This is a genomic window from Stenotrophomonas sp. YJH_SMC_138 (genome assembly GCF_059369855.1).
Genome location: NZ_JCAFTB010000009.1, coordinates 32,122 through 51,624, shown reverse-complemented (window position 1 = coordinate 51,624; position 19,503 = coordinate 32,122). Strand labels below are relative to the sequence as shown.

Below are 19,503 nucleotides of genomic sequence, written 5' to 3'. Positions count from 1 at the left end.
TGTGTTCTCCTCAGCGACCGGCCAGTGCGTCGACGATCTTCAGGCGCTTGGCACGCAGCGCCGGCAACAGGCCGACGATGATGCCGATCACCACGATCAGGCCCAGCCCCATCAGCCAGGTTGGCGTCGGCACGTGCGGCGGCAGCATGCCCATGCTCTTCGGGCCGATGGCCGGCAGGATCAGCGCGGCCAGGCCCATGCCGATCAGGCCGCCCAGGCCGATCAGCAGCACCGATTCCACCATCACCAGGGTCAGCACGGTGCTGTCCTTGAAGCCCAGCGTTTTCAGCGTGGCCAGCTCCGGCACGCGCTCGCGCACGGCCTGCGCCATGGTGTTGCCGGTCAACAGCAGCAGGGTGAAGAACACCGCGCCCATGATCGAGGTGACGATCATGCCGATATCCGCGAACTGCTTGACGAAGGCCTGCTGGAACGCCGATTCGGTCTGGGTCTTGGTCTCGTGGTCGGAGTTGGCCGAGATCGCGTCGATCGCCTGCGCCACCCGCGAAGAGTGGTCCGGGTTGTCCAGCGTTACCGTGTACCAGCTCACCTGGTTCTTGATGTAGTCGTTGGATTCATCGAAGTACTTCCAGTTCATCATCAACTGGCGTTCTTCGTTGGCGGCCAGCGCACGGTCCTTGGAACGGTAGATGCCCTTGAGCACCAGCGGCCAGTCGTTGCTGCCGCCACGCGGGAAGATCGTGGCCTGCAGCGGGATGGTGTCGCCGATCTTCCAGCCGAACTGCTTGGCCAGGGTTTCGCCGACGATGGCGCCGGTACGGGTCTGCTTCCAGTCTTCCAGCTGTGCCGGGTCGATCTGCAGCTCGCGGTAGACATCGAAGTAGTTGGGGGACACCGAGAAGTTCGGGAAGAAGTTCTTCGGGTCCTGGTAGATGCCGCCGAACCACATGCCATAGGCCACGTCGCGCACGCCGGCCACCTGCCGCACCTGGGCCTCCAGGCGGATCGGCAGCGACTGGGTGATCGACAGCCGCGATGCGACCACCAGGCGGTTGGCGCCTTCCACGCTGCCGCCGGAGGTGAATGCCACGCGCACCGAATCGAGCATGCCGAACAGCAGGAACGCGGCCACCACGGAGAGCAGGGTCAGCAACGTGCGGGTACGGCTGCGGAACAGCTGCGCCCACACCAACGAGAAGTATTTCATCGCCGTGGCCTCCGTCAGTGGGCCAGCGGCGCGTCGGCCAGCTCGCCCTTGTCCAGGTGCACCGTGTGCGTGGCGTACTCGGCGGCCTTCGGGTCATGGGTGACCATGATGATGGTCTTGCCATGCTCCCGGTTGAGCTGCTGCAGCAGGCCGAGGATCTCCTCGGCGGACTGGCGGTCGAGGTCGCCGGTCGGTTCGTCGCAGATCAGGAAGGTCGGGTCGGAGACGATCGCCCGGGCGATTGCCACGCGCTGCTGCTGGCCGCCGGACAGTTCATTCGGGCGGTGGCTGCGGCGGTCGGCCAGGCCGACCAGGGTCAGCGCGATCTCGGCGTTGCGGCGGCGCTGCGCCGCATTGAGGTGGGTCAGCAGCAGCGGCAGTTCCACGTTCTTCTGCGCGGTCAGCATCGGCATCAGGTTGTAGAACTGGAACACGAAGCCGACGTGGTGGCTGCGCCAGGTCGACAGCTGGCCGCCGCTCATCTGGTCGATGCGCTCGCCCTCGATGCTGATCTCGCCGCCGCTGGGGTTGTCCAGGCCGCCGATCAGGTTGAGCAGGGTGGTCTTGCCCGAGCCGGACGGGCCCATCAGCGCGACGAAGTCGCCGCTGGCGATGTCCAGGTCGATGCCGTGCAGCACCTGCACTTTCTCGGGGCCACGCTGGTAGGTCTTGGTGATGTTGCGCAGTGAAACCAGGGTCGACATGGGTGGTTCTCCACGGAAGGCGGGAAACGGGGAAGCGCCACGGCAGGGGCCGCAGGCGTGCGTCGAGCGGTGCTGCCGGCGGCGCCCGTGGGCGCCAGGCCGCTACTGCGCTTGTTTCTGTTGCACCTTGGCGCCATCGCGCAGGCTGTCCGGCGGGTTCAGCACCACCGATTCACCTGCGCTCACGCCCTTGAGGATCTGGCGGTCCTTGCCCATCGCCTGGCCGGCCTCGACCGTGCGCTGCTGCACGCGGCTTTCGTCACCCAGCACGAAGGCAACCGAGGCGCCCTCGCGCTGGACCACGGCGCCCGCCGGCACGCGCACGCCCTGCGGTTTGGCGGCCGCCTGCGGCTGCGCCTGTTCCAGGAAGCTGACGCGCACGCCCATCTCCGGCACGATGCGCGGGTCCTTCACCTTCAGCGCCACGCGCACCTTCACCGTGGCCTTGCCGCGGTCGGCGGTGGGGATGATGGCGATCACCTCGCCCGGAATCTTCCACTCCGGATAGGCGTTGAGCGTGGCTTCGACCGGCATCTTCGGCTGCACGCGGCCGATGAAGGCCTCGCCGACCTCGACTTCGATCTCCAGCGAGTCCATGTCGACGATGGTGCCGATGCCGGTACGGGTGAACCCACCGCCCGCCGACAGCGGCGAGACGATTTCGCCGGGCTGCGCGGCCTTGGCAGTGACCACGCCGGAGAACGGCGCGCGCACGATGTTGTTGTCCACGCCCAGATCGGCGATGGCCAGCTGGTCGTTGGCCACCCTGACGTTGCGCTGTGCGGTGTCCAGCTGTGCACGCAGGCTGTCACGCTGGGCCACCGCCTGGTCGTACTGCGAGCGCGACACCAGCTGCTGGCCGACCAGCGCCTGCAGGCGGCTGGCTTCAGCGGCCGCCTGCCTCTGCTGCGCTTCCAGCCCGGCCACCTGGCTGCGTGCGGCCTGCAGCTGCGAGGCATACAGGCTGCGCTGCGCGTCGGCATCGATCGGGTCCAGGGTGGCCATGATCTGGCCCTGTTCCACGCGCATGCCTTCCTCGATCATCACCTCGCGCACCTTGCCGGTGATCTTGGCCGATACCGTGGCCATGCGCCGGGCGACCACGTAGCCACTGGCATCGAGCACCGAACTGCTGGCGCTGCCCTGCTGGATGGCCACGGCGGGGGCGGTTTCCACGTCCACTGCCGGCGTACGCCCGAACAGGGCGAAGCCGACAGCGGCCAGCAACAACACGACCACGATGATCGCGATCCACAGCCAGCGGCGGCCACCGCCACTGCCGCCGGAGGCGGGCGGCGGCGATTTGCGGTCGATACGGAGTTCCTTCAACAGCTCGGCAGAAGCGTTCATTCGTTCCATCACAGGCGTTTGGGCGGGTGTGGCCGGAAGGGCGGACGGCGGCGGTTCCGGCGGTGGAGCGTGCGGCACAGCATGCAGGCAGGCACAGCGATGACGGCAGTGACAGCTGTCACCCGATGACACTGACGGCGGCAACTGCGAAACGTGACCACGGCGGCACAGGATGGCAACGTCCCCGCTACCGGTACCGCCCATGGATCCGATCACCCCGTCGCTGGCCCGCCACAGCCGCGCCGCCAAGCGTACCGTGATCCGCGCTCGGTTGCGCCGGTGCCGCCCGGCCGGTGGTGGCGCCTGCGCGCAGGCGGCTGAACTGGCATGATCGGCGGCGATCGTCCCCGCCTGGAACCGCCCGTGCCGTCGACATGGCTTGCCTCGCTGCTGCGCCCCGCGCCGGACTCGGCGGTGGCCGATACGCTGCGCCGGGGAAAATCGCCCTGGAGCGAGGCAGTCCACCTGCTGTGGTCGGTGTGGATCTTCCTGACGCCCTTGCTTGGCCACGGCTTCACCCTGCGCTGGCTGCTGCTGACGCTGGCCAGCTACCCGGTGTTCCTGCTGCTGTACGCCAAGGTGATGGTGGCGCCGCGCCATCACGCTCCGCGCTATGCGCTGGGCCTGATCGCGATGTCGCTGGTGCTGCTGCCCTGGTATCCGTCCGGGCTGACCTACTTCGTGTTCGGCTGCGTGCTGCTGCGGGTGAGCGGGTGCGGTGGCTGGTGGCAGTATCTGCTGCAGCTCACTGGCCTGAACCTTCTGTTCTGCAGCCTCGCGCTGCTGTTCCAGTACCCGTGGCAGAGCCTGGTCTGGATCCCGGCCGTGTCCTACATCGTGGGGCTGGTCGTGAACGTGGAAGCGCTCAACCAGCAGAAGGATGCGGCACTGCAGCTGTCGCAGGACGAGGTGCGGCGGCTGGCGGCCACTGCCGAGCGCGAACGCATCGGCCGCGACCTGCATGACCTGCTCGGCCACACCCTGTCGCTGATCACATTGAAGCTGGAGCTGGCGCGCAAGCTGCACGACCGCGGCGACGCGCGCGCGCGGCTGGAGATCGGCGAGGCCGAGGCCATCGCCCGCGAAGCGCTGGCACAGGTGCGCAGCGCGGTTACCGGCATCCGCGCCAGCGACCTGGCCGGTGAGCTGGCATCGGCGCGGCTGCTGCTGGAATGCCAGCAGGTCCACCTTCAATACGCACCACCACCGGCGATGCCGGTGGATGTCGAACGCGGGCTGGCGCTGGTGCTGCGCGAGGCCGCAACCAATATCGTGCGCCATGCACAGGCGACACAGGCACGGGTGGAGTTCATGCTGGAGGGACGCATGCTGGCGATGCAGATCCGCGACGATGGCCGTGGCGGCGTGCAGGCCGAGGGCAACGGGCTGAGCGGCATGCGCGAACGCGTGGCCGCCCTGGGGGGCAGCCTGCAGGTACAGTCCGCAAAGGGTGAGGGCACGCGACTGACCGTGCGCGTGCCACTGGCTGCCGCGACCACACCGTTGCCGCCGGGAGCGCCGCCGTCGCTGGCACAGGACGGTGCCGCATGATCCGCATCCTGCTGGCCGAGGATCAGGCGATGGTGCGCGGTGCACTATCGGCGTTGCTGGGCCTGGAGCCGGATATCGAGGTGCTGGGCAGCGCCGCCGATGGCGAAACCGCGTGGCGGATGCTGCAGCAGCTGCAACCGGACATCCTGGTCACCGACATCGAGATGCCCGGCCTGTCCGGGCTCGAGCTTGCCCAGCGCATCGCGCGCCACGAGCTGCCGATCAAGGTGGTGATCGTGACCACCTTCGCCCGCGCCGGCTTCCTGCGCCGCGCGCTGGAAGCCGGCGTGCTGGGCTACCTGCTGAAGGATGCACCGGCCGAGAACCTGGCCGATGCCCTGCGCAAGGTGAAACAGGGCATCCGCGCGATCGACCCGCAGCTGGCACTGGATGCGTGGTCGCAGGCCGATCCGCTGACCGACCGCGAGCGCCGCGTACTGCGGCTGGCGGGCGAGGGCCGCACCGCCAGCGAGATCGCCGAGCAGCTGGGGTTGTCGCACGGTACGGTGCGCAATTACCTGTCCGAGTGCATCGGCAAGCTGGGCGTGGCCAACCGGATCGAGGCGTACCGGCTGGCGCGGCAGAAGGGGTGGTTGTAGCGGATCATTTCCGCGCCTGCGGAGACGTGTCACTTTCTTTGCTCGTGCAAAGAAAGTAACCAAAGAAACACGCCGCCAGAGCGCGAGCCGTCGCTACGCGACGGTTCCCTGCGCTTCTCGGCGAATCAGGGGACGGCGCCGAACTCGCTGCGCTCAGACACCGGCGCCTCTGCGCCCCCTGATTCCCCTGCGATGCTCGGCTCGCTCAAGGCGGACCCAACGTCAAAGGCAAAATCTGCACCCGGTAGATCCACGCCATGCGTGGATGCTCTTGCTGTTGATCTTGACCTTCCAGTCCGCCTTGAGCGAGCCGAGCACCGCAGGACCGGCGAGGGCGAAGAGGCGCGGGTGTCTGAGCGCAGCGAGTTCCCGCGCCGTCCCTCGACGGACCGAGGAGCGCAGGGCACCGGCGTGCGAAGCACGCCGGCTCGCGGCCGGCGGAGCGTTTCTTTGGCTACTTTCTTTGCGCGCAAAGAAAGTGACACCCCCCGCGGTCGCGGAAACAATCCGCCGGGAACGCCCGGCGAATCCTTTCAATTCTTCCCGCGCGCCATCGCCTGGAACACCCCGTCACGCCGCACCCACAGGTGGAACAGCGCCGCACCCACGTGCATCAGCACCGTTGCGAACAGCACGTAGGCCAGCAGGCTGTGCGCATTGCGCAACGCGGCATACAGCGCCGGGGTATGCGGCACGATCGGCGGCAGGTGCAGGCCGCCCCACAGCACGATCGGGTAACCGCCGGCCGACAGCATCGCCCAGCCGATCAGCGGCATCGCCAGCATCAGCGCGTACAGCATCCAGTGCGAGGCCTTGGCCGCCATCACCTGCCACACAGGAAGATCCGCCGGCAGCGGCGGTGGGCGATGACGCAGCCGGTTGTACAGGCGCAGCAACACCAGTACGCCGATAGTGATGCCCAATGGGCGGTGCAGGTCGATCAGCATCGGCCGCAAGTGCAGCGAGGCGACCATGGTCACGCCAATGAACAGCATGGCGACGATCATCAGCGCCATGGACCAGTGCAGCACCCGCGCCAGCAGGTTGAAGTGGCCGTTGCCGGTGCTCATCGTGCGGCCTCCTTCCGTTGCTCGACGTTGCCGGTGGCGCGCTCGCGTTCGCGGCGGTTGAAGGACTGCGAATACACGGCCGAGCGGGCCGCCAGGATCGGATCGTCACTGCCACGCACGCCGCTGGGCAGGATCAGCGGATCGAAATTGATCTGCCCGCAGGCGCCCTGTTCCTGCGACTGCATGCGGTCCAGGCTGAGTACGCCGGCCACCACCTGGTCACGCGATTCGGGCCACGGTACCGACGGATCATCGATGGCATCGCCAGGCTCGGCGGTGGTCACGACCAGGTTCCAGCGCACCGGGCCGCTGGCCAGGCGCTGCTGCAGTTCCTGGCTGAGGAAATCGACGCTGGCCTGCTTGCGGGTTTCCGCATCCATCTCCACCACCGGCGCCTGCGGCTGCCAGCGCCAGCGCACCGCGCGCTTCTGGCCCTGCGCATTGGTGAACCAGAAGCTGTTGACGCTGTTGAAGGTGGTGTCGGCCCAGCTGCTGGTCCACGGCGCGGTCTTGGCCCACTGCTGGAAAGCCTGCGCACTGGGGTATTTGGCCAGCACCGCGGCCATCTTCTGCGGATCGGGCTTGCCGGTGGCCGGGTCGGGAATGGAGGCGCGGGTCTGCTCGTAGAACGCCTCGGCGCTGGGCACGGCGAAGAACGGGAAGCTGTTCATCGCCATGCGCCATTCCTGGCCATCATCGCTGACCATCTGCACCGCGAGGCTGCGCACGCGTGCAGTGTTGTCGGCGCCGTAGGGGTCGCCGCCGCCGATCGACAACCGGCCCATCACCGGCACGCGGCGCTGCGAGAACACCCGTGCGCTGGACAGGGTGGGCGCCTGCGCGCTGGGTTCGAACCAGCCGCTCACGCAGATGCCCTTGCTGTGCGCACGACGGAAGCCCGGATGGGCCGGGCCGGTGGCCTCGATGGTGTCGGTGAAGCGCTGCGCGGTGAGGCGGTCGCCCATCCAGCCGGCCAGCCAGGCAAAGGCCAGCGCGACCGCACCCAGAATGAGTGCGATCAGTGCGATCCAGAGCAGGGGTGAATGCTTGCGTGGCGCGCCCGGCGTCTGGCCAGCGCGGGTGTAGCGGAAGAGCGACATGGTCGGAGTCCTGCCTTCACGGAGCGTGTGGGTGGTCGACCCACACATCCTCGCAGAACCCGGCCGGGGCCGAAATTCAATTTTTCGTCAGATTTTCCGGGGACGGGGTGCCGACCAACGGTCGGCACCCACCCGATCAGCTGTAGCGCTGCTTCAGCATCGCCCACGCCGAGCGCAGCGCCAGCGCTTCGCCACCGGCCGGACGGCCCGGGCGCTCGCCGTCGTTCCAGGCATACACATCCAGGTGCGCCCAGCGCTGGCCGTCTTCCAGGAAGCGTTCCAGGTACAGCGCGGCGGTCACCGAGCCGGCCATGCGCGAACCGGCGTTGGCCAGGTCGGCGATGCCGCTGCTCAGGTAGCGCAGGTAGGGGCGCCACAGTGGCATGCGCCAGACCGGGTCGCGGGTCGCGTCACCGGCCTGCAGCCACTGCTGGGCCACCGTGTCGTCGTTGCTGAACAGTGCCGGCAGGTCCGGGCCCAGTGCGATGCGCGCGGCACCGGTGAGGGTGGCGAAGTCCAGCACCAGGTCCGGCTTCTGCTCACCGGCGAAGGTCAGCGCATCGCACAGGATCACGCGGCCTTCGGCATCGGTGTTGTCGATCTCCACGCTCAGGCCCTTGCGGGTGGCGATCACTTCGCCCGGGCGGAAGGCATCCGGACCGATCGCGTTTTCCACCGCCGGCACCAGCAGGGTCAGCCGCACCGGCAGCCCACGTGCCATCACCAGGCCGGCCAGGGCCAGTGCGTGCGCGGCGCCGCCCATGTCCTTCTTCATGTTGCGCATGCCGTCGGCCGGCTTGATGTCCAGCCCGCCGGTATCGAAGCACACGCCCTTGCCCACCAGCACCAGCGCCGGGTCGGTTTCCCTGCCCCAGCGCAGCACGACCAGGCGCGGCGCACGATGCGAAGCGCGGCCCACGGCGTGGATGGCCGGGAAATTCTGCTTCAGCAGTTCGTCGCCGGTAATCGCCTCGACCTGCGCACCATGTGCATCGGCCAGCGCGCGCGCGGCGTCTTCCAGCTGCTGCGGGCCCATGTCTTCGGTCGGGGTGTTGACCCAGTCGCGCACGCGCAGGCTGGCGGCGATCAGGTCGGCCACCTCGCCGGATGGCGCCGCTACCAGCTGGGCCGGTGCGCGGTTGCGCTTGCGGTAGCGGTCAAAGCGGTAGCTGCCCAGGCCCCAGCCCAGCTGCAGCAGCGCCCGTTCGGCGGCCGGCAGTTCATTGGCCAGCTGCCAGACGCTGCCTTCCGGCAGCGCGTGCGGCGCATGCGCATAGCTGTAGGCATCGGCACGATCACCCACGCCCATCACGGCACCGGCCAGGCCATCGGCGCCCGGCAGCAGTGCCACGCTGTGGGCGCCGGCGTTGAAGCCCTGCGATGCCAGCCACGCCTGCGTGGCAGCCGGCTGGCTGTCCTTCCAGGCGGCGAACTGCTCGCGGTCCAGCACGTACAACGGCAGCGCCGCAGCGGTGTCGGCGGTGAAACCAGTGATCTCGCTCATGCGTCAGGTACTCCGGGGTGCGGCGGCGTCGAGGTTGGCATCCAACCAGTCGGCCAGGCCGGTAAGGGTGTCGAACTGCAGGTCCGGCTGCAGCTGCGGATGGGTCCAGGTGGCTGCGTCGCGGTTGATCCAGCAGCCGCGCAGGCCGGCGGCAATCGCCCCGGCCACGTCCATGTCGGCATGGTCGCCGACGTGCAGCACCTGTGCCGGTGCCACACCCAGGCGGGTGCACGCGGCATGGAAGATGCTGGCTTCGGGCTTGGCCGCGCCGTGTTCGCGCGAACCCAGCTGGAAGGCGAAATGATGGGCCAGGCCGATCCGCTCCAGGTCGGCGTTGCCGTTGCTCAGCGCCGCCACCGGTACCCGTGCGGCAATGCGCGCCAGCGCGTCGATCGCATCGGGATAGCACTCCACCTGGTTGCGCGCGGCGTAGAACACTTCATACGCAGGCTCCAGCAGATCGAGGCTGGCACCGCTGGTGTGCAGTGCTTCGTGCAGGGTCAGCCGGCGCAGCGCACTCAGGTCGTGGTGGAGGTGCGGATGGGCGTGGTACAGCCGCTCGCGCAGTTCGCGCATCGCCTCCACCGGATACATCGCGGCGGTAGCGGGGCTGTGTTCGCACATCCAGGCGTGCAGGACCTGTTCGATGCGGGCGCCGATCGGAGCGAACGGCCACAGCGTGTCGTCAAGGTCGAGGGTGATGGCTTGGACGGGGAAATTCACCTCGCCATTCTACCCCTGCCCGCGCGGGCTTTCATGCGACGCGGCGGGCGGGTGGGCACTGTGGCTGGGCCGGGTCAGCGCAGGTTGTACGAGCAGGCGATGGTGGTCTGGCCGTCGAACTGCTGCACGTCCAGGTTGTGCCGCCCAACTTCCTTCGTGTAGGTGCCTGCTACCGGGTCGGACATCTTCGCCAGTGCCGCGACCTGTTCCACACTGGCCGAGCTGAAGTACGCGGTGAAACTGTCGATGCCATCCTCGCCGCTGTCGCCGTCATAGGACTGCAGCCGGTTCACGGGCTGGCCCAGCACCATCAAGGGCGTGGTCAGCCGGAACTCGCCGCTGGATTCGCCGTCCTGCGCCCTTGCCGGGGCCGGTGCCAGCATCCGGGCCATGGCGTCGAACTGCATGGGCGTGAGGTGCCGCTTGCAGGTAACCGCCTCAGCAAGCTGGGTGCGCGCCTGATCGGCAGTCGGCGGCGTCGCGGCGAACGCGGGAGCGGCAATGCAGGCCAAGGCAAGGCAACGCGTGGCGAGAGAGTTCATACGAGCGGATCCATCCGGGTAGGGCGCCATAGTCTGCCACTTCGTCCCTGTTTCTGGTTCCGCCACCTGCGTCCATCCGTTGTTGATGCCGTCACTCCAGCAGGCGTGCCCAGCCCTGCATGCCATCCAGGCGTGCCAGCACCAGCTTGATGCACACCAGCAGCGGCACTGCCAGCAGCAGCCCGATCATGCCCCAGGCCCAGCCGAACACCATCAGCGCCAGGATCAGCACCAGCGGCGACAGCTTCATGCGCCGGCCCAGCACGATCGGGGTCACCATCTGCCCTTCCAGGGTGTGCAGGCCCAGGTAGGCGGCGGCCGGCAGCAGGGCCTGCAGCGGGTCGCGGAACTCGACGAAGCCCATCAACAGCATCAATGCCACGCCGATCAGCGGGCCCACGTACGGGGCGAAGTTCAGTAGTGCAGCCACCGTGCCCCACAGCAGTGCTTCCTGCAGGCCGATGCCGAGCAGCATCAGCACGCCGGCGAACACCAGCCCGACCAGGGTGTTGATGACGCTGATGGTCAGCACGTAACGCGAGACCTCCCGTTCGATCGAACGCAGGATGTCGGTGGTGAACCGCTGCTGCTGGCGGTTCGGGAACAGGGCGATCGCTGCGCGCTGCAGGCTCTGCCCGTAGATCATGAAGAACAGGGTCAGCAGCACCACCGCCAGCACCGACGCGGCCAGGCGCGGTGCACGGGTCAGCATGCGGTATGGATCGTCCAGCTGGGTGCGGATCACCTGCACCTTGTGGTTGCTGTCACCGCCGGCCACGCGGGCGAAGTTTTCCGCCGCCTGGTTGGCCTGCTGCACCGGCTTGGTCAGGTCCTGCACCTGCCGGGCCACCTTGCGCAGCTGCTGTGGTGCTTCCTGCGCCCATTCCATCGCCGGACCGATCAACTGCACCGCCAGCGAACCGGTCACGCCCAGCCCGGCGCCGAGGATCAGCAGTGCGCCCAGCGCGCGCGGAATCCACAGCTTCTGCAGCAGGCGCAGGATCGGGTTGCCGACCAGTGCGAAGAACATCGCCAGCAGCACCGGCAGGATGATGTCCTGCGCGGCCCACAGCGTGTAGCCCACCGCCAGGGTGGCCAGGACCACCAGCGACATCGGCCCGCGTGGACGCGACGGGGGCGGCAGCGGCGCCTCCGCACCCTGCGGATCGGTTGGTGACGGGGACAGGAGGGACTCGCTCATCGACGCACCAACCGGGAAGGGGAGCGCATTATCCGCCGGCCGCGATCGGCGCGGCGGAGTGCGTGGATCAACGTTCGGACAGCTCGGTGGCGGCTTCGGCCGGGCGCGGTTCGCGCGGTTCCGGTTCGGGTTCCGGGCGGGGGGCAGGTGCCGGCCGTGCGTTGGCGGCGGAGGCCACCGCCTGTGCCTGTTCGCTGGCATCGTCGGCTTCTTCGGCCGCGTCATCGGCGGTCGCTGCAGCCTGTGCGGCCATCGCCGTGGCGAACGCCGCCTGGGCACTGGCGAACAGGTTCGAGACCGAACCGACCATCTGCAGCCAGCGCGCACCGTTGACCTTGCCGGGCACTTCCAGCTTGCCGGCGATGAAGCCACCGGCCAGGCCGACCACCACGATGCGCAACGGCGACCAGCCCTTTCGCCAGACGTCGCTGAGCGTGGACCAGTGGTCCTGGGTCTCGCCCAGGCGCACGGTCACCACCTGTTCGCAGCGTTTCACCCGCCGCTGCAGCGCGCCGAACCTCATGGCTTGCCCTCGGGCAGCTGCACGCCGGCATCGGGGTCGTCTTCGCTGGGCTCGTCGAACAGGCCCAGGCGTGACAGCTGGCGCCGGGTGGCATGCATGCCGGTGTGGTGGAAGAAGTAGGACACCCGCCAGATCGCGTAGCCGGTGACGGCCAGGCTCAGCAGCGAGGTGATCAGCAGCGCCTGCAGCCAGCTAAGGCCCCAGCTCTGCAGCAGGGCGATGAGGGTGGCCGCCATCAGCAGCCAGGCCGAGGCACCAAATACGATCGCCACGCCGGCCCAGGCCAGCGCACGGCCGAAGGCGCTGCGGGCCAGGGCGAAGTCGGCCGAGGCCAGCCGGCGCAGCGAGCGCACGGTGTGCTTGGCCGAATCGGCGGCGGCACGACCGGCCGCGCCGACCTGGCGGATGCTCTCATCCAGCGGCGGGGTGGCCGCCGGATCAGGGGCTTGCGCGTTGTCTTCGCTCACGCCGCGGCTTACTTGTCGCTGCTGCCGCGGGCCAGCTTGGCGATGATCCAGCCGGCAGCGAAGGCGACGCCGAACGAAGCCAGCGGACGCTCACGGATCAACTCGGCGGCGCTGTCGATCAGGTCCTTGCCCTTGTCCATCAACGCGTCAACCTGTTCCTTGGCAGCGGCACCACCGAATTCGGCGGCGGCCAGACCAGACAGTGCGCTGTCGGACAGTTCGGCCTTGACGTTGGCCTTGCCGATGCGCAGCTCGTCGGTCGCGGCACCGGTTGCGCCCTTGATCGCACCGCCGGCGGCCGTGGCGGCCTGCTTCAGGTGGGAACCGGCTTCACCCAGGTGTTCCTTCAGGTTCTCGGTATTGGTGGGGCTCATCGAATCACTCCTGTTGCGATGGGGGAACGGGTGTCGGCGGTGCCGACCTGGACTGACAGCAATAGCATTGCCGGGGTATAGGGGGTGTTACGGCAGGGCGATCAGCGCATCACGAGCTGGCCCTGCTGCTGGCCATTGTTGCGCAGCACGCGCACCACCAGGGTCGGCGGGCGCTGCTGGAAGTTGGCGCGCCAGCTGGCCAGGTCGGCGAATTCACCCACGGTGGCGTCGGTGATGATGTCGCCCTGCTGCAGGCCGTTGCTGGCCGCGCGGCTGCCACGCTTGACCTCGCTGACCAGCACGCCGCCGACACCCGACTGTCGCAGCGACTCGGGCAGGTCGACGAAGGTGGCACCGGTCAACCGCGGGTCCAGGCTCTCGCCGGTGACCGCACGCGCCTGTTCCTTCAGCGTGGCCTTGATCTGCACGGGCTTGCCTTCGCGGCGTACGTCCAGCGTCATCGGGCTGCCGACCGCAGCCAGGCCTTCCACGTTGTGCAGGGCTTCGGCGCTGTCCACGCGTTGGCCGTTGGCCGAGACCACCACGTCGCCCGGCTTCAACCCGGCCGCGGCGGCCGCCGAACCGGCCAGCACGCGGGTGATCAGCGCACCGCGCGTTTCGCCCAGGCCCAGCCCCTGGGCGATCTGCGCGGTCAGGTTCTGGCTCTCCACGCCCAGCGTGCCGCGTACCACCACGCCGTGCTTGACCAGCTGGTCGACCACGCTGCGCGCCAGGTTGGACGGAATCGCCAGGCCCAGGCCGATGTTGCCGGCCATGCTGCCCTGCGGGTTGAAGCTGGCGGTATTGATGCCGACCAGCTGGCCCTGCAGGTCGACCAGGGCGCCACCGGAATTGCCCGGGTTGATCGACGCATCGGTCTGGATGAAGTTCTGGTAGCCCAGGCCACGGATGCCGCTGCGGCCCACCGCCGAGACGATGCCCGAGGTGACCGTCTGGCTGAAGCCGAACGGGTTGCCGATGGCCACCACGAAGTCACCGACCCGCAGCTGGTCGCTGTTGCCGAGCTTGATGTCGGTCAGGTTCTGCGCCGGGATGCGGATCAGCGCGATGTCGGTATCGCGGTCCGAACCGAGGAACTCGGCCTTCACCGTGCGCCCGTCGGCCAGTGTCACCTGCACGTCATCGGCGTTGTCGATGACATGGTGGTTGGTCAGCACCAGGCCTTCCTTGGCGTCGATGATCACGCCCGAGCCCAGCGATTCGTTGATGCGCTCCTGCGGGATATCCGGGAATAGGCGGCGGAAGAACGGGTCGTTGAAGAACGGGTTGCGCACGCGCACCACCTGCTTGGTGTTGACGCTGACCACGGCCGGCATCGCCTTTTCCAGCATCGGCGCCAGCGAAGGCACCGCCTGTCCGGCCACCGCGGCCGGCAACGCGGCGGTGGTCGGCAGCACCGCTGGCAGCGGTGCTGCATCGGCACGGTTGTCCAGGTGGGCATTGATGCCGGTGGCAACGAAGCCACCGAAGGCGGCGGCGATTGCGAGCGTAAGCAGGGTGGGAAGCGGTCGCATGGTTGTCGGTTCGCTGGCGTGGGTGGGGGCGGTTCGGCCCTACGGTAAAACAAGCTGAATGAGTGTGTCGCGATCTGGATAAATGCGCCATGAAAACCGCAGGCCGCGAAAGGCGAGTGAGGAGGCTGAAAGCATGGCTGTGGCGACACCGCACAGGCGACGCCTGCACCACCGAAGACGATCGCCGGGGGCGCCGACACAGACCGATACCTGCGCAGTTCCGCGCAACCGGGTGCCGCAATGCGCCACAGCACGCATCGGATGCCGCGTCCGTGCAACGGCACGCAACGGCCATCTTCGACCACGCGCTTGCTGTGGCGTAGTCCTTAAAAAAAGGGGTTTCCTGTGAACCCGCCGCTTCTGCGGCAGTGGTGGGCTACACCATGGCCGTCGCATCAGATGCGATTGCGGGCGCGTGCCCCGTTCCACGATCGTCAATGTCGGTATAGCATCGCCCCGTTTTGATACTTAAGGCCCCCAGGAGGGCAACATGAGCAACGGTAATGGTGTGTCGGTCGTGACCGACGCCGTCGAGAACGTCAAAGAAGCCGCCACCAACGTTGGCGAGACCATCGCCCACGCCGCCGAAGACGCCGTGAAGTCGGTCAAGAAGACCGTCAAGCGCGCCACCAAGGCGGCCGGTACCCGCGTTGCCAAGGCCAAGAAGGCCGTGGCCAAGGTCGAGAAGACCGTTGCCAAGAAGGCCGACAAGGCCGCCAAGTCGGTCGGCAAGACCGTTGCCAATGCCAAGAAGAAGCTGGAAGCGGCCAAGAAGAACGCCAAGGCCGAAGCCGCTGCCCTGAAGAAGGAAGTGGCCAAGAAGAAGGCCGCTGCAGGCAAGGCTGTGACCAAGAAGGCCGCTGCCGCCAAGAAGACCACCAAGGCTGCCGGCAAGAAGGTCGCCACCGTGAAGAAGGCCGCCACCAAGAAGGCCGCCGTCGCGAAGAAGACCGTTGCCAAGAAGACCGCGGCCGCCAAGAAGGTGGTCGGCAAGAAGGTCGCCACCGCCAAGAAGGCTGTGGCCAAGAAGACCGTCGCCGCCAAGAAGGTCGCCGGCAAGAAGGCCGTGGCTGCGAAGAAGGTTGTCGGCAAGAAGGTTGCCGCCACCAAGAAGGTCGCCACCAAGAAGACCGCGGCCGCCAAGAAGGTTGTCGGCAAGAAGGCTGCCGTCGCCAAGAAGGCTGTTGGCAAGAAGGCCGCCGTCGCCAAGAAGACCGCCGTCGCCAAGAAGGCGGTGGGCAGGAAGGTTGCCGCCACCCGCAAGACGGTCGCCAGGAAGGCTGCGCCGCTGAAGAAGGTCGCCGCCAAGAAGGCTCCGGCCAAGAAGGCCGTGCGCAAGGTCGCCAAGCGCAAGTAATCGCGCCGTGACCGAAGGCCCTGCCACCCACCGGGTGGTAGGGCCTTTCGCGTTTCTGGGGCGCTACCTGGGGCAAGATGCAGGTTCTTCCCGCCGGAGCCCCGACCATGCGCGGTATCGACTTCAGTTCCTGGCAGGGCGTGCTGTCCACGTTGGCCGGCCTGGTCCTGATCACCCTGCTCGGCGTCGGCATCCGCCTGCTGGTGATGCAGACCCTGCAGCAGCGCCGCGAGCGCGAGAACCGGCAGATCAACGAACGGCTGCGCACGCTGATGGCCGCCTACAAGACCCTGGGCGGTTCGTTCACCGGCGAGCTGGGCGTGGATCCCAGCCATCGTCGCGACCTGCGCCAGCGCGAAGATGCCGACGGCATCGCCGAGCCGCGCTCGGACCGTGCGCGGCGCATCCGCGATGCGGTCGAGGCCGCGCTGTCGGACATCCTGCTGCTGGGCACCGACGAACAGGTGCGGCTGGCCACGCGTGCCGCCAACGAACTGGCACAGGGGCGGCCGGTGCATACCCACGAACTGGTGGTCTCGCTGCGCGACTTCGTGCGCGAAGCGCTGGATCTGGCCCCGATTCCGGCCGATCTGCAGATTCCACCGCAGGGGCCGACCCGGCCCGTTGCCAGTGGTGGCGGCAAGGGCCGTAACGACGGCGATGCCAAGGGCGGCCGTGCAGGCGGTGGCGGTGGTGGTGGAATGGGCGCCGGCATGGGCGGCATGGGCCTCGGTGCCGGCGCCGCACTGGGCGCCGGCCATGCTGCTGCCAGCGATGAAACGGACGCGCGCTGAGCACGTCCGCCGGGTTCAGCGCGTCAGCTCGTAGAGCGGCACGAAGCCGCCGTAGATCATCCGCGCGCCGTCGAACGGCATCGGATTCTTCGTTGGATCAAACCGCGGGTCCTCCATCATCTTCTTCATGCCGGCGTCGCGGGTCGGCTTGTCCGGCCATTCGATCCAGGAAAACACCACCGTCTCATCCGGCGTGGCTTTCACCGCGCCGAAGAAGTCGGTGGTCTTGCCGTGCGGCACGTCATCGCCCCAGCACTCGACCACGCGCAGCGCGCCGTACTCGATGAAAACGGGATCCCCTGTGCGTGCATGGGCGAGGAACTTCTCCTTGTTGGCGGTGGGCACCGCCAGGACGAAACCGTCGATGTAGCTCATTGCCTGCCTCCGGGTGGACCGTGCCACATGCACGGCCTTCAGGTACACGACGAACCAGCGCGTAGGGAATCGACATCCCGCGTGCGCCTGTTCAGCCCGGGCCACCCGGGAGCGGGGCCAGCACCGTATCCGGTGGCTGCTGGCCGGCCAGGTGGCGCACGAAGTAGTCCCACATGCGGTGCGTGTAGGTGGCGTCGTTGCGGAACAGTTCGTGGTCCTGCCGGGCCAGGTACAGCAGGTCGTAACTACGCTGGGCCTTGTTCAGGGCCGCGGCCAGCTGCAGGGTCAGCGCCGGTGGCGCGTTCTCGTCCAGTTCGCCATAGACCAGCAGCAGATGCCCGCGCAGGTTGCCGGCCAGTGCCGCATTGTCGAGCCCGGCAAAGGGGGCCGGCACGCCATCGGCCATGGCTGTAGCTGGCACCACGCCACCGAACAGCCGGTCCATGCCGTGCAGGGCGCCGCCGTACATGCCCTGGAAATTGTGGCTGCCGGCCGAGGCCACAGCCACCTTGTAGAACGCCGGGTGGCGCAGCAGTGCACGCGCCGCGCTGTAACCACCGAACGAATGCCCGTAGATGCCGACCCGCTGCAGGTCGATGCCCCGGTAGCGTTCGCCCAGCTGGCGCAGCGCGGCCACATGGTCATCGAGCTGCACATCGGCGCCGTGCAGGAAGCTGCTGTCATGGAATGCCTTGTCGCGGCCGCCGGTGCCGCGGGCATCGATGCTGACCACCACGAAGCCGAGCTCGGCCAGGCTGGCGCGCGATACCGGGTTCTGCGCCGAAACCGCTTCGGCATAGGTCACCGGCGCATTGCTGATGAAGGCACCGCCGTACATCGCGTCGATCACCGGGAAGCTGCCGTCATCGCGATAGTCGCGGGGCAGGTAGACGGTGGCGAAGATCGGCGTGCGCCCGTCGGCGGCCAGCAGCCGTTCGCGCCGCGGCGGCCGCCAGCCAGCAGCGATGATCGCCTGCGCATCCGCAGCCTCCAGCACCATCACTTCGCTGCCATCGCTGGCGCGCAGCACCGTGCGCGGCGGCTGCGCGAGGCTGGACACGGTATCCACCAGATAGCTGCCGCCGGGCGACAGCGCCTGCGGCGCGCGTCCGCCGAACAGCATGCCGGTGCCCGCATCGGCCAGGTGGTCGCTGCCATCGGCGGCCAGGCGCTGCACCGGCCCACCGTGCAGTGCTACCCGGTACAGGCCACGTACGTAGGGATCGCCGCCCTCGACACCTCCAGCACTGAAGTATGCCCAAGCGCCTGCGCTGTCCACCCCGAGCAGGTCACGCACCGCCCACCGGCCGCGGGTGAGCTGGCGCATCACCTTGCCGTCGGACAGGCGCACCCGGTACAGATGGCCCCAGCCATCACGCTGCGAGAACCACACGGCGGTGTCCTGGCCGGGCAGGATCGCAACCGAGGCACGGTTGTAGGAATACAGGCTGAGCTGCAGGCGCGCGTCGCCGGCTTCTTCCAGCACGGTGCGCAGCGCACCGCTGCCGGCATCGATCTCCACCAGGCGCAGTCGTCGCGGCGCGCCGAAGTGCGCGATCGCGGCATACAGCCGGTGGCCGTCCCAGCCCAGCACGCCGGCCTCGCTGAGGGTGTTCCAGCCCTCGGGCAGGGTGATGTCCTGCTGCCGGCCGCTGCGCACATCGACGATGTACAGGCTGTCACGCACCTGCTGTGCATCGCCCAGCAATCCCAGTTTCACCGTGTGCACGCGGGGCCGCGCGCCGCCGGCCGGGGTGCTTTCCAGATAGGGGTAGTCCCGCAGCGCACGTTCGTCGTAGCGGACGCCGGCAACATAGCGTCCATCGGGCGACCAGCCGACGGCGAACGGCCGCGCCGGCATCCGGCCCTGGCTGCGTGGAATACCGCGCAGGGTGAAATCGGGCAATACACCATAGCCATGGCCGGCGACACCGCCGGTGGTCAGCGCCCGCGGTGCCTGTCGGCGTTGCTGCAGCCATAGATTGTGGTCGCGCACCTGCAGCCAGGCCTCGCCGTCGGGTGCGGGCAGTGCATCGGCAGCAGGCATGGCGCCCTGCGTCCGCAGGCACTGCCAACGTGGCCACTGGCAGTCGATGCCGGCTTCACCGCTGAAGCGCAGGCGCAGGCCATCGGCCAGCACCTGCACATTGACCAACCGCAACCGTTGCCCGTTCACCCCCAGGGCCCCCGCAGCGCTGTCCAGCGCAGCGCGATCGAACAGGATCTGCCGGGAGGCCTGCGCCGGATCGACCAGCACGCCCTCGCGCCGGCCCTGGCCGTCTTCGCGTTCGTACCAGAAGCGGCCATCGGCCAGCCAGTTCGGCAGGAGCGAGGCATTGCGCAGCGCACCGCGCAGGTGGCTGTCGTGCACGCGCTCGGCGCGCTGGTAATCGGAGGGCTGCAACGGCCGAGCCGATGCTGTGGAAAGCACGCCGATGAAGGCGAGGACGGCGGCGCAGAACCGGAACCGCAGCGGGGCAGGTACGTGCAAGGCAACCTCCTGTTGCAAGGGTCAGCGGAATTCGAATGCACGCGCGCCGCGCGCGTATGCCAGACGCAGCCTGAA

General features: G+C 68.2%; 20 protein-coding genes. 5 read left to right on the top strand and 15 right to left on the bottom strand.

Features of this window, described 5'->3' with window-relative positions:
• Positions 1 to 10 precede the first annotated feature (10 nt).
• From AC5P7I_RS17230 to AC5P7I_RS17220, 3 genes are all read right to left on the bottom strand, one after another.
• On the bottom strand, positions 11 to 1,168 hold the full coding sequence (locus tag AC5P7I_RS17230) for an ABC transporter permease (protein WP_014035671.1): 1,158 nt from the start codon (positions 1,166 to 1,168) through the stop codon (positions 11 to 13).
• A gap of 14 nt (positions 1,169 to 1,182) precedes the next feature.
• Complete coding sequence (locus tag AC5P7I_RS17225; RefSeq protein WP_004137569.1) at positions 1,183 to 1,872, bottom strand: ABC transporter ATP-binding protein; 690 nt, start codon at positions 1,870 to 1,872, stop codon at positions 1,183 to 1,185.
• Between the two features lie 102 nt (positions 1,873 to 1,974).
• Complete coding sequence (locus AC5P7I_RS17220; protein WP_164077833.1) at positions 1,975 to 3,222, bottom strand: efflux RND transporter periplasmic adaptor subunit; 1,248 nt, start codon at positions 3,220 to 3,222, stop codon at positions 1,975 to 1,977.
• 202 nt (positions 3,223 to 3,424) lie between these two features.
• Between AC5P7I_RS17220 and AC5P7I_RS17215 the strand changes: the two genes are divergently transcribed.
• The 3 genes from AC5P7I_RS17215 to AC5P7I_RS17205 are packed head-to-tail and all read left to right on the top strand — an operon-like array spanning position 3,425 to position 5,372.
• A complete protein-coding gene (locus tag AC5P7I_RS17215; RefSeq protein ID WP_257473236.1) occupies positions 3,425 to 3,553 on the top strand; it encodes a hypothetical protein in 129 nt (42 codons plus the stop codon).
• Positions 3,550 to 4,773 (top strand): histidine kinase, encoded by a 1,224-nt coding sequence (locus tag AC5P7I_RS17210; RefSeq protein ID WP_164077834.1) that lies wholly within the window; start codon positions 3,550 to 3,552, stop codon positions 4,771 to 4,773. The genes AC5P7I_RS17215 and AC5P7I_RS17210 overlap by 4 nt, the downstream gene beginning before the upstream one ends.
• Entirely contained in the window at positions 4,770 to 5,372 is a 603-nt protein-coding gene (locus tag AC5P7I_RS17205; RefSeq protein ID WP_014645643.1) for a response regulator transcription factor, read from the top strand. Before AC5P7I_RS17210 ends, AC5P7I_RS17205 begins: the two co-directional genes overlap by 4 nt.
• A gap of 533 nt (positions 5,373 to 5,905) precedes the next feature.
• Here AC5P7I_RS17205 and AC5P7I_RS17200 read toward each other — a convergent pair.
• From AC5P7I_RS17200 to AC5P7I_RS17155, 10 genes are all read right to left on the bottom strand, one after another.
• Positions 5,906 to 6,442, bottom strand: coding sequence for a cytochrome b (locus AC5P7I_RS17200; RefSeq protein WP_049441850.1), 537 nt, complete (start codon positions 6,440 to 6,442; stop codon positions 5,906 to 5,908).
• Positions 6,439 to 7,542 (bottom strand): catalase family peroxidase, encoded by a 1,104-nt coding sequence (locus tag AC5P7I_RS17195; protein ID WP_262087963.1) that lies wholly within the window; start codon positions 7,540 to 7,542, stop codon positions 6,439 to 6,441. Before AC5P7I_RS17195 ends, AC5P7I_RS17200 begins: the two co-directional genes overlap by 4 nt.
• A gap of 136 nt (positions 7,543 to 7,678) precedes the next feature.
• Positions 7,679 to 9,046 carry a leucyl aminopeptidase family protein gene (locus tag AC5P7I_RS17190; RefSeq protein WP_142235566.1) on the bottom strand — a complete coding sequence of 456 codons (1,368 nt, stop codon included), beginning with the start codon at positions 9,044 to 9,046 and terminating at the stop codon, positions 7,679 to 7,681.
• Positions 9,047 to 9,049: 3 nt separating this feature from the next.
• Positions 9,050 to 9,769: an HAD family hydrolase gene (locus tag AC5P7I_RS17185; protein WP_049441851.1), complete on the bottom strand. Its 720-nt coding sequence runs from the start codon at positions 9,767 to 9,769 to the stop codon at positions 9,050 to 9,052.
• Between the two features lie 74 nt (positions 9,770 to 9,843).
• Positions 9,844 to 10,311 carry a hypothetical protein gene (locus AC5P7I_RS17180; protein ID WP_032961458.1) on the bottom strand — a complete coding sequence of 156 codons (468 nt, stop codon included), beginning with the start codon at positions 10,309 to 10,311 and terminating at the stop codon, positions 9,844 to 9,846.
• 91 nt (positions 10,312 to 10,402) lie between these two features.
• Positions 10,403 to 11,512: an AI-2E family transporter gene (locus AC5P7I_RS17175; RefSeq protein WP_425604942.1), complete on the bottom strand. Its 1,110-nt coding sequence runs from the start codon at positions 11,510 to 11,512 to the stop codon at positions 10,403 to 10,405.
• 67 nt (positions 11,513 to 11,579) lie between these two features.
• Positions 11,580 to 12,035, bottom strand: coding sequence for a protein sip-5 (locus tag AC5P7I_RS17170; protein ID WP_262087964.1), 456 nt, complete (start codon positions 12,033 to 12,035; stop codon positions 11,580 to 11,582).
• Complete coding sequence (locus AC5P7I_RS17165; RefSeq protein ID WP_014645651.1) at positions 12,032 to 12,502, bottom strand: phage holin family protein; 471 nt, start codon at positions 12,500 to 12,502, stop codon at positions 12,032 to 12,034. The genes AC5P7I_RS17170 and AC5P7I_RS17165 overlap by 4 nt, the downstream gene beginning before the upstream one ends.
• Before the next feature lie 8 nt (positions 12,503 to 12,510).
• Positions 12,511 to 12,876 (bottom strand): hypothetical protein, encoded by a 366-nt coding sequence (locus AC5P7I_RS17160; RefSeq protein WP_004153835.1) that lies wholly within the window; start codon positions 12,874 to 12,876, stop codon positions 12,511 to 12,513.
• A gap of 101 nt (positions 12,877 to 12,977) precedes the next feature.
• The gene (locus AC5P7I_RS17155) at positions 12,978 to 14,411 is read right to left on the bottom strand and encodes a Do family serine endopeptidase (protein WP_014645652.1); all 1,434 of its coding nucleotides are present in this window, start codon (positions 14,409 to 14,411) and stop codon (positions 12,978 to 12,980) included.
• Positions 14,412 to 14,901: 490 nt separating this feature from the next.
• Here AC5P7I_RS17155 and AC5P7I_RS17150 point away from each other — a divergent pair, with 490 nt between their 5' ends.
• Positions 14,902 to 15,768: a histone gene (locus tag AC5P7I_RS17150; RefSeq protein ID WP_262087965.1), complete on the top strand. Its 867-nt coding sequence runs from the start codon at positions 14,902 to 14,904 to the stop codon at positions 15,766 to 15,768.
• Between the two features lie 107 nt (positions 15,769 to 15,875).
• Positions 15,876 to 16,562 (top strand): hypothetical protein, encoded by a 687-nt coding sequence (locus tag AC5P7I_RS17145; protein ID WP_014645654.1) that lies wholly within the window; start codon positions 15,876 to 15,878, stop codon positions 16,560 to 16,562.
• A gap of 15 nt (positions 16,563 to 16,577) precedes the next feature.
• Here the strand turns inward: AC5P7I_RS17145 and AC5P7I_RS17140 are convergent, their stop codons facing one another.
• Positions 16,578 to 16,937 (bottom strand): DUF1428 domain-containing protein, encoded by a 360-nt coding sequence (locus tag AC5P7I_RS17140; protein WP_014645655.1) that lies wholly within the window; start codon positions 16,935 to 16,937, stop codon positions 16,578 to 16,580.
• A gap of 91 nt (positions 16,938 to 17,028) precedes the next feature.
• Positions 17,029 to 19,428 (bottom strand): S9 family peptidase, encoded by a 2,400-nt coding sequence (locus tag AC5P7I_RS17135; protein WP_262087966.1) that lies wholly within the window; start codon positions 19,426 to 19,428, stop codon positions 17,029 to 17,031.
• Positions 19,429 to 19,503 lie beyond the last annotated feature (75 nt).